At 67.8% G+C, this 13,724-nt stretch carries 16 protein-coding genes; 2 read left to right on the forward strand and 14 right to left on the reverse strand.

Translation table 11 applies throughout. The features are described from left to right. Positions 1-11: 11 nt before the first annotated feature. From ACIBKY_RS43910 to ACIBKY_RS43935, 6 genes are all read right to left on the reverse strand, one after another. On the reverse strand, positions 12-998 hold the full coding sequence (locus tag ACIBKY_RS43910; protein ID WP_397106690.1) for a hypothetical protein: 987 nt from the start codon (positions 996-998) through the stop codon (positions 12-14). Between the two features lie 267 nt (positions 999-1,265). Next, entirely contained in the window at positions 1,266-2,018 is a 753-nt protein-coding gene (locus ACIBKY_RS43915) for a hypothetical protein (protein ID WP_397106691.1), read from the reverse strand. Beyond that, entirely contained in the window at positions 2,015-2,917 is a 903-nt protein-coding gene (locus tag ACIBKY_RS43920; protein ID WP_397106693.1) for an ABC transporter ATP-binding protein, read from the reverse strand. The genes ACIBKY_RS43915 and ACIBKY_RS43920 overlap by 4 nt, the downstream gene beginning before the upstream one ends. Continuing rightward, positions 2,914-3,117 (reverse strand): PLDc N-terminal domain-containing protein, encoded by a 204-nt coding sequence (locus ACIBKY_RS43925; RefSeq protein ID WP_397106695.1) that lies wholly within the window; start codon positions 3,115-3,117, stop codon positions 2,914-2,916. The genes ACIBKY_RS43920 and ACIBKY_RS43925 overlap by 4 nt, the downstream gene beginning before the upstream one ends. Next, positions 3,117-3,791 (reverse strand): hypothetical protein, encoded by a 675-nt coding sequence (locus ACIBKY_RS43930; RefSeq protein WP_397106697.1) that lies wholly within the window; start codon positions 3,789-3,791, stop codon positions 3,117-3,119. The genes ACIBKY_RS43925 and ACIBKY_RS43930 overlap by 1 nt, the downstream gene beginning before the upstream one ends. Continuing rightward, entirely contained in the window at positions 3,788-4,135 is a 348-nt protein-coding gene (locus ACIBKY_RS43935; protein ID WP_397106699.1) for a metalloregulator ArsR/SmtB family transcription factor, read from the reverse strand. Before ACIBKY_RS43935 ends, ACIBKY_RS43930 begins: the two co-directional genes overlap by 4 nt. Positions 4,136-4,350: 215 nt before the next feature. Between ACIBKY_RS43935 and ACIBKY_RS43940 the strand changes: the two genes are divergently transcribed. Both ACIBKY_RS43940 and ACIBKY_RS43945 read left to right on the forward strand, forming a co-directional pair. Then, positions 4,351-5,583, forward strand: a complete 1,233-nt coding sequence (locus ACIBKY_RS43940; protein WP_397106701.1) for a sensor histidine kinase — start codon at positions 4,351-4,353, stop codon at positions 5,581-5,583. After that, a complete protein-coding gene (locus ACIBKY_RS43945; RefSeq protein ID WP_397106703.1) occupies positions 5,580-6,269 on the forward strand; it encodes a response regulator in 690 nt (229 codons plus the stop codon). The genes ACIBKY_RS43940 and ACIBKY_RS43945 overlap by 4 nt, the downstream gene beginning before the upstream one ends. On the opposite strand, the gene ACIBKY_RS43950 is transcribed toward ACIBKY_RS43945, so the two are convergent. From ACIBKY_RS43950 to lanKC, 8 genes are all read right to left on the reverse strand, one after another. Beyond that, complete coding sequence (locus ACIBKY_RS43950) at positions 6,248-7,999, reverse strand: ATP-binding cassette domain-containing protein (RefSeq protein ID WP_397106705.1); 1,752 nt, start codon at positions 7,997-7,999, stop codon at positions 6,248-6,250. The genes ACIBKY_RS43945 and ACIBKY_RS43950 overlap by 22 nt on opposite strands. Then, positions 7,989-9,674, reverse strand: coding sequence for an ABC transporter ATP-binding protein (locus ACIBKY_RS43955; RefSeq protein WP_397106707.1), 1,686 nt, complete (start codon positions 9,672-9,674; stop codon positions 7,989-7,991). Before ACIBKY_RS43955 ends, ACIBKY_RS43950 begins: the two co-directional genes overlap by 11 nt. A 65-nt stretch (positions 9,675-9,739) precedes the next feature. Next, positions 9,740-9,904 (reverse strand): hypothetical protein, encoded by a 165-nt coding sequence (locus ACIBKY_RS43960; protein WP_397106709.1) that lies wholly within the window; start codon positions 9,902-9,904, stop codon positions 9,740-9,742. 28 nt (positions 9,905-9,932) lie between these two features. After that, positions 9,933-10,058, reverse strand: coding sequence for a hypothetical protein (locus tag ACIBKY_RS43965; RefSeq protein WP_397106711.1), 126 nt, complete (start codon positions 10,056-10,058; stop codon positions 9,933-9,935). A 20-nt stretch (positions 10,059-10,078) separates the two neighbouring features. Beyond that, complete coding sequence (locus ACIBKY_RS43970) at positions 10,079-10,225, reverse strand: hypothetical protein (RefSeq protein WP_397106713.1); 147 nt, start codon at positions 10,223-10,225, stop codon at positions 10,079-10,081. A gap of 20 nt (positions 10,226-10,245) precedes the next feature. Then, complete coding sequence (locus ACIBKY_RS43975; protein WP_397106715.1) at positions 10,246-10,374, reverse strand: SapB/AmfS family lanthipeptide; 129 nt, start codon at positions 10,372-10,374, stop codon at positions 10,246-10,248. A gap of 21 nt (positions 10,375-10,395) precedes the next feature. Next, on the reverse strand, positions 10,396-10,527 hold the full coding sequence (locus ACIBKY_RS43980; RefSeq protein ID WP_397106717.1) for a hypothetical protein: 132 nt from the start codon (positions 10,525-10,527) through the stop codon (positions 10,396-10,398). A gap of 32 nt (positions 10,528-10,559) precedes the next feature. Then, on the reverse strand, positions 10,560-13,190 hold the full coding sequence (gene lanKC, locus ACIBKY_RS43985; protein ID WP_397106719.1) for a class III lanthionine synthetase LanKC: 2,631 nt from the start codon (positions 13,188-13,190) through the stop codon (positions 10,560-10,562). Positions 13,191-13,724 lie beyond the last annotated feature (534 nt).

Raw genomic sequence — 13,724 nt, forward strand, 5'->3', positions numbered from 1 at the left:
GACAATGAGGATTAAGAACCCGATTCGGACCAACGTTCACCCCCTGAGATCGGTCGCAAGTGCCCTCGCGATGGGGGCTCGCGCTGGTTGATCGGCGGCAGCGTGAAGTGCCCGCGGATGATGTCCACGAGCCGGGCCATCTTGTCGTCGACCACGTCGACCTTGCGCTGGTCCAGCGTGACGCCGACCAGATAGAGGCCGGCATCGACCCAGTGAAAGTACAGCGCGCCACGCTCGACGTCGAGCACAGTCCTGATCAGGATGCCGCTCTCGATCCTGGACAGTTGCCGGTCCAGCCGGGCGGTCAGCCACAGCATCTGCCGCCCGGCCTGTAAGTAGAGTTCCCGGCGCTGCTCGGGGTCGGTGTCGTGGAAGAAGTGGGCCAGGTCGGCGTCCTCCAGCACGTCGGTGTAGAACAGGCATTGCTCACCGAGGAAGTAGCCGACGAAGTGCAGGTCGTCCTGGTTCAGCATGGCCACGCAACTGGTGAGCGCCTTCTCCACCGAGCCGCTCGGGTTGGGCACGGTCCGGATCAGGATTTCCGATTCGCCGATCACCCTGCGCTTGGTGGCCGTCGGTGCCGGACCCGTTGGCGCCGACAAATGCGGAAGGTAGAGGCCCCGGCGGTACAGGGTCATCAGGTAGACGCCGGTGGCAATGGTGAACGCGCTGACTCCCGCGGTGACCAGTCCCAGCAACTCGCTCGCGATTCCGCCCCGCCACCACACCGGACCGAACGCGGCGACGAAACCCATGACGCCTTCTGCCACCGCTGTCACCGTCATCGCGGCCACCAGGAGTATCGGCAGCCGGGCCCGCAGCCGGCCGAGCACCAGCGCCGTCACGGCCAGCGAGACGATAACCAGGAGCACGGTGATGGCGCGGGAGACGCTGTAGTCCTCCCGTTCGATGTACCAGGAGATGAGCTCAAGGACCAGCGGGAGAAGGACCAGTGAGGCGATGACGATGGCGAACCTGGCGTAGCGATCCCTGTCCACGCGTGTACCGGCCTTTCGAGGGGGTGACTCCAGGCTCCAGGACATCGGGCGATCATGTCAATTCCCATGGATTCAACTCGCGGGAGGGTTCCTTTACGGATACCGCGTAAGTCATCCAGAGAATGCAAGGCCGCCTTTCTTTCGGCACCGACCCCGGAAATGGCGGGGGCCTATTCCAGGCCGCTGACACCGGTACCGCGACAACCCACGGGTAGACCCAGACAGGTTGCTCCGGGACATGAACACCCGTGTCTGCCGGCCACCGGTTCAGATTTCTCTGCGATACGCGTACCGGGTGGCCAGGGTCAGACAGATCGTGGTGGCGATCGCCGCCACTGCGGCGGCGGGTGTGAAGTCGGTGAGGCCGGCCGTTCCGAGCAGGGTGTGCTGCGCGGTGAGCAGTCTCGACGGCATCCACGCGCCGAGCCCGGGTACAAGCCCCGCCACGGGCAGTGCCAGCAACGCCATGGCCGCGACACCGGCGATGAGCAGCATGCCGCGAAGAAGTGCGGACAGCAGGGCGACCACCGCGACGGCGAACGCCAGGTAGAGGGCCACGAGGAGATTGCCGAGCACCATCGCCGCCGCGGAGGGCATCGCGATGAGGACCGCCGTCTCGTACCAGGTGATCCACGCACCCACCGAGTAGGCCGCGATCATGGCGAGCGTCACCACGACATAGCGTGGAATGATCAGGGCGGCGGCCGAACGCGCCCGGCTGCGATAGTAGATCGACACGGCCGGCCGGTGGTCGATGGCCAGGGTCGCCGCGGCGATCACGATGACGAGCAGGAGGCCCAGGCCGATGCTGTTGTCGACGAAGGAGGCGACGCCGGCCGCGGGCGTCACCGCGACGGGCGGAACAGACAGCGAGGCACCGGCTCGCGCGATGATCGCACCGGAGTACAGGGCCATGAACGGCCCTGACATGCCGAAGGTGATGAAGAGCGCCGCCGCGGCCAGGAAGCGGTGGGTGCGGCACAGGCGCAGCCACTCCAGGCGCCATGCCCATCCGTTCATCGGGTGCCTTCCGAGGTCAGCGCCGCGAAGGCGTCTTCCAGTCTGGCTTCCTGCGGGTACATGCCGGTGATCGCGTGGCCCGCGGCGCTCAGCACCGCGGGGATGCCGCGCTCGCCCGAGGCGATCGAGCCGGCCTCGACATGGACGGTGTCGTCGTTCACGGCACGGGACGTCGTGACCCAGGGCTGCGCGGCCAGCAGGTCCGCGATGTCGTGGGCGGTGCCGCGCACGCCGATGCGCCAGGCCGGGGACAGGCGTTCGGTCAGCAACTGCCGGACGGGTCCTTGGTGGACCAGGCGTCCGTCCCGCAGGACGCCGACCTCGTCGCAGACTCGCTCGATGTCGCCGAGCTGGTGGCTGGAGAAGATGACGGTGGTCTGTCCCGCCAGGGATTCGATCAGGGTGAGCACGTCGGCTCGTCCTTGCGGGTCGAGGCCGGCGGCGGGCTCGTCCAGGATGAGCAGGCGTGGCCGCCCGATCAGGGCGGCGGCCAGGCCGAGGCGCTGGCTCATGCCGCGCGAGAATCCCTTGGTACGGCGGTGCGCCACCGCACCGAGCCCCACCTGCTCCAGAACGTGCCGGGCCCGGCCAGGCTCATGGTCGTGCCCGGCCAGCCGGGCGGCCCATTCGACGACTTCGGCGGCGCTCAGCCAGGGCTCGAACTCCGGCACGTCCGGGCAGATCGCGATCTCGGAGGGGGCCGGTCCGGCGCTGATCCGCCCCGAGTCGGGATGCCTGAGCCCGGCAAGGAGCATCAGCAGCGTGGTTTTGCCGGCGCCGTTGAGTCCGACGAGCCCGTAGACGATGCCCTGGCCCACCGACAGATCGATGTCGAACACCCCGGCGCCGCTCCCATAGTCGCGCGTCAGCCCGTGGGTGATCACGGCATGCTCGCTCACCGATCTCTCCCCACGGCCAGATAGACGATGCCGCCCAAGGGCATGGCCAGCAGGCAGGCCAGCGCCCAGCCCCACTTGGGCAGGTGCTTGACCCTGGGGACGCGGGAGAGGTCGATCAGGCAGTAGATCGCGAAGGCGATCATGATCGCCATGTAGGGGATGAGGGTGAGCAGGACGATCGTCGTCTTGTCGGGTGTCATCAGCGGGACCTGGCCATGGCGAGAAGGACCATCAGAACGTAGATCGGCGCGATCAGCAGGGCCGCGGCCACGACCACGATGGTCGGCGGCAGGAAGAAGACTCCGATGGCGCAGGCGATCCCCAGGATCACCATGGCCGCGCCGCCGGCGCGCTGTGAGTGCTGCCAGGCCAGCGCGAAGCGGCCGGAGACCCGCGCCGGGCTGATCTTGGGGAGCACGTTGCCGAGCGAGGCCAGCAGGACGCCGAAGGCCACCCCCACCGCCTGCTCCAACGGGAAGTGCCGGTCGGTGGTCTTGAACAGCAGGCCGGTGTGCAGGACGAGGAGGAACAACGGGAGGATGACGAACAGGACGTTCATCGACCTGGTCTGCGAGCGCGGGCTGGCGACGAGTCGCGGGTCGACATGATGGCGCAGGCGGCCGCCGAGCGTGGTGGAGACGGTCATGATCGCGGCGATCAGCATCAGTACGCCCGGCAGCGCGGTGACGACGACGATGCGCGGCACCTGGACGCCGGCGCGGATGGGCGTGGCCTCGCGGGTGTTCACGAGTGCGGGAAGGGAGTCCCATACCCGCCAGGCCACGACGGCCATGGCGAGCAGGCTCAGGGCGGACACGATGATGCCGATCCACGGTGGACGGGCGGTCTGGAGGTTCGATGGCGCGTTGCTCATACAGCCTTCCTCATCCTCACGTGGTGGTTGTCGGTGAGATCCGCGAGTACGGCCGCGCGGACCTTGAGTGCGGTGTTTTCCCTGGTCAGCAGCGATAAGACGAGATGGGCGGTCTCTTCCATCACGCTGAGGTTGAGCCGGTACCAGATGGTCGTCCCGTCTCGCTCGCCTACGATCAGCTCCGCGCCTTTCAGGACGTTGAGATGCCCGGACAGGGTGGGCCGGGGCACGCCGAGGTGCTCGGCGAGCTGGCCGGCCGACATCCGCTGGTGATCTCTGAGTACGGACAACACCTCGCGGCGCCGCGCGTGAGCCAATGCTTCGAAGGTGCGATTCGCCAACACCTAACACGCTCCGTTCCGACGTTTGTCGCTGCCTGAGCCGGGCCCCCGTTAGGAGTCGTGATGATCGTAGATTCGGATAATCGGTCCCAGATATCCCACACACGGCACATCAGGGTCATGATTCGGAGCGGGGCCGCCATGACCGGGGTCATGGCTGTCAGGACATGACCTTTGCCACGCTGTGCTGAGGGAAAGGGCTGGTTATGCTCCCGGTTATGCGGGATGCCAGGTCGATCCGTGACGTCAACAGCTGGGTGGGATTCCCAGAGGATCGCCCGCCGCTGGTGTTCAACATCTTCTTCTGGGGGTCCGCGCTCATCAGCGCGCTGGTGTTCGTGGTCGGATTCCAGGCGTCAGATCGGTTGCAGGGTGGGTGGCCGCTGTCGCAGACGACGTTCCTGATCAGCGCGGCCGCCTTACCACTGAGCTGCGTGTTGTGGCTGGCGGTGCCGTGGCGGCCCGGGGCTTCGGTTCTGCGCAAGACGGCCAGTGCGCTGTTCGTGATCACGAGCCTGCTGCTGATGACGGCCGGAGGGGTCGCCGCTCTGCTGATCGCCAGCATGGCGGTGGGCAACGTCCTGGTGGTCTTCGGATTGCGCGGGGGCATCGCCTACGCCGCCACGGCCGGGTTGTTCCACTTCATGCTCGGCGTGATCAACCCGGAGCAGTCGCTGCTGGCCGCCGTTCTGAACGGCGCGACCGTGCTGCTTCTCTGTTTGGTGATCATGGTTGTCGTGGTGGCGATGATCGAGGCGCATCGGCGGGCGGAGGAGACGCGGCGTCTGCTGTCCGAACTGGAGGATGCGCACGCGGAGCTCCGGCGCCATGCGGCGCGGACACGGGAGCTGGCCATTGCCGAGGAGCGGGCCAGGATGGCGCGGGACATGCATGATTCGGTGGGTCACTATCTGACCGTGATCAACGTGGGGCTGTCGAACGCGCAGCGGTACAGGTCCTTGCGCCCCGAGGCGGCCTGGGGGGAAGTGCGGCAAGCCCAAGAGCTCACGCTGGAGGCCCTGACGGACACGAGGCGGTGGGTGCGTGCGCTGCGGCCGTTGCGGATGGACGGCCGCAAGGGTATCGCCGCGCTGCGGGCACTGGCCGAGTCGTTCTCCTCGGCCGACCTTGAGGTCGACTTCACGGTGACGGGCGCGTGGCCGGACATCGATGAGGGCCGTGAACTGGTGTGTTACCGGATAGTTCAGGAAGGGTTGACCAATGCTCTACGCCATTCCCGGGCGCGCCGCATCGAGGTGGCGCTCCAGTGCACGCCGGAGCGTGTGGAGGTGAGCGTCCGCGATGACGGCACCGGTGTTGTGGTGGACGCGATCGCCGGCGGGTTCGGACTGCGCGGCCTGCGGGAACGAGTGGAAGCCGTCAAGGGCGAGCTGCGGCTGGCGAGCGACCCTGGTGAGGGATTCACTCTGCGAGCGATGGTGCCGGTGTGAACGTGATTCGGGTGTTGCTGGTCGACGATCAGATCCTCATGCGTGAGGGCCTGCGTAAGCTGCTGGAGATCGAGCCGGGTATCGAGGTCGCCGGGTTGGCCGCCGATGGCCTGGAGGCGCTGGAACTGCTGACGACGTTTTCGCGGGAGCGTCAGCCGGAGGTCGCCTTGGTCGATGCCCGGATGCCGCGTATGGATGGTGTCGAGCTGGTCGCGAGGCTTCGTGCGGACTTTCCGCGGATCGCCGCGGTGATGCTGACGACGTTCGACGACGATGACTACATTTTTGGCGGCCTGCGCGCGGGAGCGCGCGGTTATCTGTTGAAGGACACCTCGCCAGACGAACTGGTGGCCGCGATCAGGCGGGCTGCGCGGGGGGAGACCGTGCTGGGCGCGCCCGCGGCCGAGCGGCTGGTGGCGGCCCTGCGTGAAGAGGCCGGCGTGGCTGGTCCGGCCGAGCCGCAGCAGCCGGGCGCCGCGACGGGGGCACCGTGCGGGTTGTCGGATCGCGAGTATGAGGTTGCCATGCTCATCGGTTCCGGTGCTTCCAACCGTGAGATCGCGCGGCACCTGCACATCACCGAGGGCACGACCAAGAATCACATCTCCAACTGCCTGCGCAAGCTGGGCCTGCGCGACCGGACCCAGCTGGCGGTGTGGGTGTCTCAGCGGCAGACCGGCTCGTGAGGTACGGCCGATCCGCCGTGGCCTGATCCGCGCTGTCCGGCGGGAGCCACGAGTTCGGCGTAGAGCGCGCAGGATGTCAGGAGATGGTCGTGGTCGCCGAAGAAGGCACGGGTGCCGTCCAGCAGGAGGATGTGGTCAGCCCGCAGGGCGGACGCGGCGCGGTGAGCGATCACGATGAGCGTGCCCGGCCGGTCGCGGAACGCGCGTTCGGCGTGTGCCTCCGCGGCGGGGTCCAGGTGGCAGCTGGCCTCGTCGAGAATGACCACCCGGGCTCGGCTCGCGTAGGCGCGGGCCAGCCCGATCAGCTGCTTCTCGCCCGCCGACAACGTGGCGGGGTCGAGCTGCGCGCGCAGCCCGCCCAGGCGGCTGATGAGCTGGTCGGCGCCGACGAGCTCAGCGGCGGTCGCCAGCTCGTGCTCGTTCGACTCGGGAGCGAGGTAGCGGAGATTGTCGGCGACGGTGGCGCGGAAGACATACGACTCCTGCGGTAGCAGCACGATGTGCTCGCGGCGGTGGATGGCGGCGATGCCATCCGGACGCACCGCCCCCACCGTGACCTGCCCCCGGCAGGGGAGCGCAAGGCCGGCCAGGAGCATCGCGAGCGTCGACTTGCCGATGCCGCTGGGGCCCACGATGGCCAGATGGCCGTCCTCGGGCACGGCGAAGGACAACTCACGCAGGACGGGTTCGGCGTCCGCGCCGTAGGAGAACCAGATGTCGTCCACCATGACGCGGTTGCCGCGCGGGGTGACCGGCTCGCCTGCCTGAGCGGGCGCCGGCGCGTGATCGAGGGCGGCGAGGCGGCGGACGGTCACCGCCAGCTGCAGCCCGGACCCGCCGACGAGCTCGGTGAGCATCCGCATGGCCGGCTCCAGGTGCGCGCTGAGGTAGGTCGCCGCGCCCACGAGCACACCGGCGCTCATACCACGGTCAATGAGCCAGGGGGCGGCCAGCAGCAACGCGAGCAGAGGCAACTGGCCGCCGATCGCGGTGATGAGGCTGCGCGTGGCGGTCGCGCCGGCCAGCCGCTGCTGGGCCGCGCGCTCGGCGCTCAGCGCGAGGTGGACGCCGTCGACCACCTCGTCCTGGCGGCCGAAGGCCGCGATGTCGCGATGGCCGCCGATGGCGGCGCCCGCCTCGCGGGCCACGCGCTCGTTCGCCTCGATCGTGGCCCGCTGGCGGCGGGCCAGGCGGCGTAGCAGCGCGGTGAACAGCAGTGCAGAGGCGAGCACGGGCGGCAGGATCAGCCACACGATCTCGCCGGCCAGCGCGCTCAGCCCGATGGCCGCCGCGACGATCGTGAAGGCGAAGCGGCGCAAGCCGTTCAGCAGCGCCGCCACCGATCTGCGTACGGATTCGACCTGCTGGGTGATACGGGAGATCGTGGCTCCGTCGGCGATGACGCCGTCGCCGCCGCGTACGATGCCGGCGACGACCGCGTGCATCAGCTCGTCGCGCAGGGGCTCGACGATCGATCCGATCATCGGGAAGGTGAAGCGGGTGGCGATGCCGCCCAGGGCGTAGGCGAGCAGCAGCCCGGACAACCACAGCAGCCCGGTCGGGATGTCGCCGCGCAGAAAGCCCGTGTCGATCGCCTTGGCGAGCAGCAACCCGGTTACGGTCGCGGGCAGCGCCTCGAGAGCCGACCAGGCCGCCAGCCCGGCCAGCGGCCTGCGGCGGGCCAAGAGCGAGCGGCCGATCAGGTGCCAGCCCACTGTGTCATGACGCATGGCTGAACTCCCGTTCCTGTCCTGGGTTGAACAGCCGGCGGTAGCGCGGCTGTTTCCACAGCTCGTGGTGTGGCGCCACGGCGAGCAGGCGGCCGTCTTCGAGCCAGGCCACCCGGTCGGCGCGGGCGGCCAGTGAAGGGCGGTGGGTCACGATGATCCGGGTAGCGGTGACCTGCTGGGTGAGGGCCTTGCTGATGTGCAGCTCGGTGACGCTGTCCACGCTGGACAGCGCGTCGTCGAGGATCAGCAGGCGACTGGTGTGGGCCAGGGCGCGGGCCAGGCCAAGGCGCTGGCGTTCCCCGCCGGACAGCGGGGTGCTCGCGCACGCGCTGTCATACCCTTGGGGCAACCGCCTGATGAACGCGTCCGCCCGCGCCGCCCGGGCGGCATCCCGGACCCGGTCGCCGGAGCCGAAACCGATCGCGTCCGTGAACGTCCCCTCCAGGTAGCAAGGGCGCTCGAACGCCCAGCTGACATGGGCGGCCAGCTCCGCGGCGGTGAGTTCACGTACCGGTACCCCGTCCAGGAGTAGTTGGCCGGTGTCCGGGTCGATGAGCCGACCGGCGACCGCTGCCAGCGTGCTCTTGCCCGATCCGGACAAGCCGACGAGAGCAAGGCTGCTTCCGCCCGGCACGCGCAGGTTGACGCCGTCCAGGACACCGTTCACGGTCAGGCCTTGGAAGGTGAGGTCACCGGGACCTTCGGGCAGCGTGCGCGTGCCGTACGACATGGTCGGGGTGGACAGGACCTCCTCCAGGCGGCGGGCGCCCGCGCGTGCCTGGGCAAGGGCCATGAAAGCCCCGGCCTGACTCAGCAGCCCGAGTGCCATCCCCGCATACCCCGCTGCGGCGGTCAGCCGGCCCGGGGTGATGTCGCCACCCACCAGCGCGTACCCGGCGGTGGCCAGGACCGCGACCTGGATCAGCGGCATCAGCAGGGAGGCACGCAGGCTCAGCTTGCCCTGCAGTATCCACGAGTCATGCCCGGCGCGACGGAGGTCGGGCAGGTCCGCGAGCACGCGGTCGATCTCCTGAGTTTCGGAGCCGGCCGCGCGGACCGTGCGGATGCCGGCCAGAACCTCCGCCAGCCGGCCCGACATCCGGCCCTGGATCTCCAGATACGCGGTCAGCAGTGGCGAGACCCTGCCGACGAAGGAGCGGATCACCAGAGCGGCGACCGGCGCGCCGACGACGAAGGCGGCCGACAGGCGAAGGTCGATCAGAGCGAGCGCGATCAGGGCGCCGCCGGATACCAGCAGCGAGGTGATCCAGGAGCTGAACAGCGGGACGACGGAGGCCGTCTCCGTGGTGTTGGTCAGCAACCTGCTGGTCAGATCGCCGCCGGCGAACCTGGCACGCTCGCGGGTGCCGAGCCGCAGGATGTGGGTGAGGAAATCACGCCGCAGGCCCAGGACGAGCGTGCTCACACACCAGGGCGCGATGAGCTGGTTGACCACCTCGGCTGCCAGCAGTAGGAGGACCAGGCCGGTCAGCTGGGCGATGGCGGTATGTCCCTCCTCCTTCGCGAGCCGCTCGTCGATCGCAGCCGCGAGGACCGCCGGGAGCGCGAGCGCCCCGGCCGCGCGGATCAGATTCACGGTGAAAAGCGGGATGTTCCACCACCAGCCGGCCCGTGCCGTGCGGGCCAGTAACCGGTCGGCGCTTGTCCAGCGCATTCATGTCCTCCCTGACATGAGCGTGGCCGGGACGCGCGAGGCGCCCCGGCCAGGCCCGGACGGTGCTACATGCAGACGACGGCGCTCACCGTGCTGCCGCCGATGCACGCCGACAGGCTGACGGTGCTGGCCAGGCAGGCGACGCCGACGCTGACGGTGCTGAGCACCGAGGCGGGTCCCTCACCGGAGGAGGGGGCGCTTCTGTTCTGCAGATTGAGGACGTATCCCATGGTCGGTTCCTTTCGCTTGTGCGGATGGTTAGCAGACGGCGATGCTGGTGGTGCTGAAGCAGGTCACAGGGCTGAGGAAGCTGAGCGAGGCCGGCTCGACGCCGTCGTGCGCCTCGCGGACGTTCTTGGTCTGGAGATCGAGGACGAAGCTCATGTCGGGTTTCTCCTTTCAGATCACGCGGTGATGGTGGTGATGCACAGGAACTGACTGGCGCTGCTCTGGCAGTTGAACCAGCTGTTGGTGCTGATCGACAGGACCGCGTCACCGTCGGCGGAGGCGCCGGATCGCGACAGGTCCTGAAGGTTGAGGACGAAAGCCATGTCGGTCTCTCCTTAACGGGCTAGCAGGCGGCCCAGCTTTGATTGCTGAAGCACAGCGACAGGCTCCAGGTGCTGGGCTGCCGGGCGGCGCCGTTCCCGGTGTCGTCACGGCCGGCCTGGATGCTCTGCAGGTTCAGAACGAAGGACATCTCTTGGACTCCCTTGGGTCGTCAGCAGCCGATCAAGGTCCAGCCGCTGATACAGAACGATGGGCTGAGACTGCTCGGACCGAGCGCGTCGTAGTCGCCGTTGGCCCGGTCGGCCGGAACGCCACGCGACTGGAGGTCGAGGACGAATGCCATGTGGATCTTCCTTTCGGGATGGAGTGGAACGGTCAGTCGAGCTCGTCTGGGTGAGCCGGCGCCTCCTTTCCGCGCTCTGCCCCGGCGAAGGGCCGCAGGAAAGGCAGCAGCGGCAACGACGCATCGCGTACACCGGCGAGCGCGTGCAGGATGCCCGCGCTGCCGGTGCCGAAGTCCATCGACAGCCGCATCAGCTGATCGCCGGGGAAGGCGATCTCGCCCCGGAGCCCGACCATGTGCAGACGCAGCCGCTCGCGTTTGACGGCGATCAGCTCATCCAGGCGGGTGGTGTCCGGGTAAAGCGTGCGGAGGTGGTTGAGGAAGCCCATCTGGCCGGCAGTGCCGAAGAACACCATGGGGCACACGTGGAACTCGGCGTGGGCCGCGCGGCGCAGGCGATCCATCGCGACCGACAGATCCTCGGTACGGCGGTGCCGCAGCAGCTCACTGAGAGCCAGCCCGACCCCCGCCGACCCCGTGCCGATGTAGGGCATCATGCGCCAGCCCTCGTTGACGAACAGCACGTCGGTTTCCTCGACGTGGGCGCAGCACTCCAGCTCGTGCCCGATGGCCTGTTCGGCCAGATCGAGGTAGGTGTCGTCGCCGGTGGCCTCGAAGAGCCGGACGAACAGCAGGGCCGGCCCCGACATGCCATACAGCAGCCCGGCTCTGCGGTGCTTGCCGTTGTCGTCGACCGGCTTGGGCGGCTGGTTCACCAGCCGTTCGCCGATCTGGTTGGCCGCCTTGATCGCCGAGTCGCGTAACCCCTGATCGTCGAGGCGTCCGGCGAAGTAGAGCTGGTTCAGCGCCACACCGCTCAGCCCGCTCATCAGCTCGTCGGCCAGCGACACGTGGCCGATCGTGTCGATCCGGTCGAGCACTTCCAGCGCTGCCTCCCGGTTGCCGATCTCCTCGAAGGCATGAGCGATGCCGTGCAGACCGTCATAGAAGCCGATCCGGTGCAGGCCCTGATGGTGGCGGACCCGCTCCAGCAGCCACCGCTCGTATTCCTCGCGCCGGCCGTACCCGCTCTTGGCCAGCGCGTACAGCACGCCGGCCGCGCCATAGCCGAACCCGAGGCCGCCCAGGGTGAACTGCTCGACGTCGCCCGGAAAGAGGCGGTCTTCGCGTTCCGGTGTGGCGCTGGCCCACACCGCCCTGGCCATGGACGCCTCGATCTCCTGCCAGTCGCCTCCAGCGATCACCTCGCTGGTGTGCGTCATCTGCTCCTGGCTGCCCGCCCATTCAGAGGAGCCCAGGTCGAGCAGGCCGAGCACGCTCTCGCCCCAGCCTTCGGGCATCGGGAAGCGCTGCCGCACGAAGTCGACCAGGGCGCGTGCCCTGGTGGTGTCGAGGGTGATGAGCACGGTGAGCGGCACGAACGGCGCGATCTTCAAGCAGCCGAGGGCATAACGGTCGGCGGCCAGGCTCTCGCGCTTGTCCGGCGGCACGAAGCCCGGCGCCCCCATGCCGATGCGCTGTTCTTGGTCGACGTAGGTGGCCAGCTCGAAGTCGATCAGTTTCACCTGACCCTCTTCGGTGATCATGATGTTGTTCGGGTGCAGGTCTCCGAAGGCGATGCCGCGTTCGTGCAGCCGGGCGACGACCTCGTCGATCTGCGCCGTGATGTCGACGGCCCATTCGGCGAACTCGCGGATCGTCTCCTCGGTGGGCTCGAACTGGATCAGCGGCGTGCGGTGCACCATGCGCTTGTTGAGCGTGACGCCGTCGACGAACTCCTGGACCAGGAAGTGGTGCTCCCAAAGCTCGAAGTAGTCGTAGCAGTCGACCACCGCGTCCAGGTCGGTCAGCTTGACCAGGAACTCGTGCTCCCTTTTCAACCGGCTGACCGCGTCCCGGCCAACCTGGTCGAGCCCCGCTCCGGGCCTGGCCTCCTTCAAGATGACCTTCCTGCCGGTGGCCTTCTCGATGGCCACGTAGATGCCGCCGCCGTTGGAGAAGTGCACTGCCGACTCGATGTCGTAAGGGAAGTCGGCGGGGGCCTCACCGTCGCGCCGCTCGCGCAGATGGGAGTCGAGGAAGGCCGGCGGGCGCACCCAGTCCGGCACGTAGAACACCGGATCCCGCTGGTCCACCACCAGCTCGCCGTCCGGCGTCTCGATCGCCATGGCCGGCTCGCCCAGGTCATTGCGGGTCACCCGCTCGACGAAGCCGCCGTAGCGCAGGTACAGCGGGCCGTCCTTCCAGCGCAGGTCACTGAGGATGTACGGCCCGCCGAGCCCGCGCAGACGCGGGTCCAGGTCATCGAGCACCTGCTTGAGCTGCTCGTCAGAGGTCGGGTAGATGGTGATGAACTTCCCGCTGCCGCCCCGGTCGGCGTACTTGAGGTTGCGGCCGATGAACGCGGCCTCGCTGGTCAGGAACTTGAAGGAGATCTGCCCGGCCAGGCAGTACTCCGCGGTGACGTCGAGCACCTGTTGTGCTGTTTCACGAGTGGCCGAAATATGAATCTTCCAGCCCTGGGAGAGCATTGTCGCCGCGCCGCACATGTAATTGAACCAGGGGCCCTTTCTGACCGTGCGCCAGCCTTCTGGAGCAGGGGCCTCGGCCTGCTTGTAACCCTTCTGGGCTGCAGCCCACTTGCCTGGCTCGTCATAGAAGAGGCGGTCGGCGAAACAGTACTCGAAGTATTGGAGCTTCATCTCTGCACCGTCCTGAGTGGGCCTTGTCTGTGTGCGTGACTAACACGATATGGACAATGCGAATTAAGTCCAATTACGCAGAGTTGCCGCGATCTGGGCAGCTGGCTGTGCTGATAACGTTTTCAATCACGTCTGCGATGCGCTCCGACGCACTCCGTGATCGCCGTTGAACATTTCCCAAGGGAAAGGAAAGGAGTCCTGATTACGCTCTGTGATATCCCGGGCGAAGACTTCTTGAAAAACGTCGCTATTTTGATTCTTTCCGAATAATCAAAAAGGCGCGATCGGGGCCCGGTTGACATGAAATGGCTCGCGGCTAAATTCGGCGATGGCGTTATGTAGAGAAAATGTAGACGAAGCGAGTAGTCTGCACAATTCTTTTCCCGGCCGCCCGTAGAAGTGCGCCGCGTTCGGGGCTCGTCCTGAGCGCCTGGGGGCTCATCGCCCTGCGGATCTGGCCGCTCGTGCTGGGCGCCGTCCTGCTCGTGATGGCCCAACTGCGGCGGATCGATCGCTACGGCCTGCTGTACGGCC

Origin of the sequence: Nonomuraea sp. NPDC050394 (assembly GCF_044459065.1) — a bacterium.
In the GTDB taxonomy this organism is placed as follows: Bacteria; Actinomycetota; Actinomycetes; order Streptosporangiales; family Streptosporangiaceae; genus Nonomuraea.

Excerpts from the sequence above, each read along its gene's own strand:
- ACIBKY_RS43915 (WP_397106691.1), bottom strand. The coding sequence starts at position 2,018 with ATGAACGGATGGGCATGGCGCCTGGAGTGGCTGCGCCTGTGCCGCACC.
- ACIBKY_RS43925 (WP_397106695.1), bottom strand. The coding sequence starts at position 3,117 with ATGACACCCGACAAGACGACGATCGTCCTGCTCACCCTCATCCCCTAC.
- ACIBKY_RS43930 (WP_397106697.1), bottom strand. The coding sequence starts at position 3,791 with ATGAGCAACGCGCCATCGAACCTCCAGACCGCCCGTCCACCGTGGATC.
- ACIBKY_RS43940 (WP_397106701.1), top strand. The coding sequence starts at position 4,351 with ATGCGGGATGCCAGGTCGATCCGTGACGTCAACAGCTGGGTGGGATTC.
- ACIBKY_RS43950 (WP_397106705.1), bottom strand. The coding sequence starts at position 7,999 with ATGCGTCATGACACAGTGGGCTGGCACCTGATCGGCCGCTCGCTCTTG.
- ACIBKY_RS43955 (WP_397106707.1), bottom strand. The coding sequence starts at position 9,674 with ATGCGCTGGACAAGCGCCGACCGGTTACTGGCCCGCACGGCACGGGCC.
- ACIBKY_RS43960 (WP_397106709.1), bottom strand. The coding sequence starts at position 9,904 with ATGGGATACGTCCTCAATCTGCAGAACAGAAGCGCCCCCTCCTCCGGT.
- ACIBKY_RS43965 (WP_397106711.1), bottom strand. The coding sequence starts at position 10,058 with ATGAGCTTCGTCCTCGATCTCCAGACCAAGAACGTCCGCGAGGCGCAC.
- ACIBKY_RS43970 (WP_397106713.1), bottom strand. The coding sequence starts at position 10,225 with ATGGCTTTCGTCCTCAACCTTCAGGACCTGTCGCGATCCGGCGCCTCC.
- ACIBKY_RS43975 (WP_397106715.1), bottom strand. The coding sequence starts at position 10,374 with ATGTCCTTCGTTCTGAACCTGCAGAGCATCCAGGCCGGCCGTGACGAC.
- ACIBKY_RS43980 (WP_397106717.1), bottom strand. The coding sequence starts at position 10,527 with ATGGCATTCGTCCTCGACCTCCAGTCGCGTGGCGTTCCGGCCGACCGG.
- lanKC (WP_397106719.1), bottom strand. The coding sequence starts at position 13,190 with ATGAAGCTCCAATACTTCGAGTACTGTTTCGCCGACCGCCTCTTCTAT.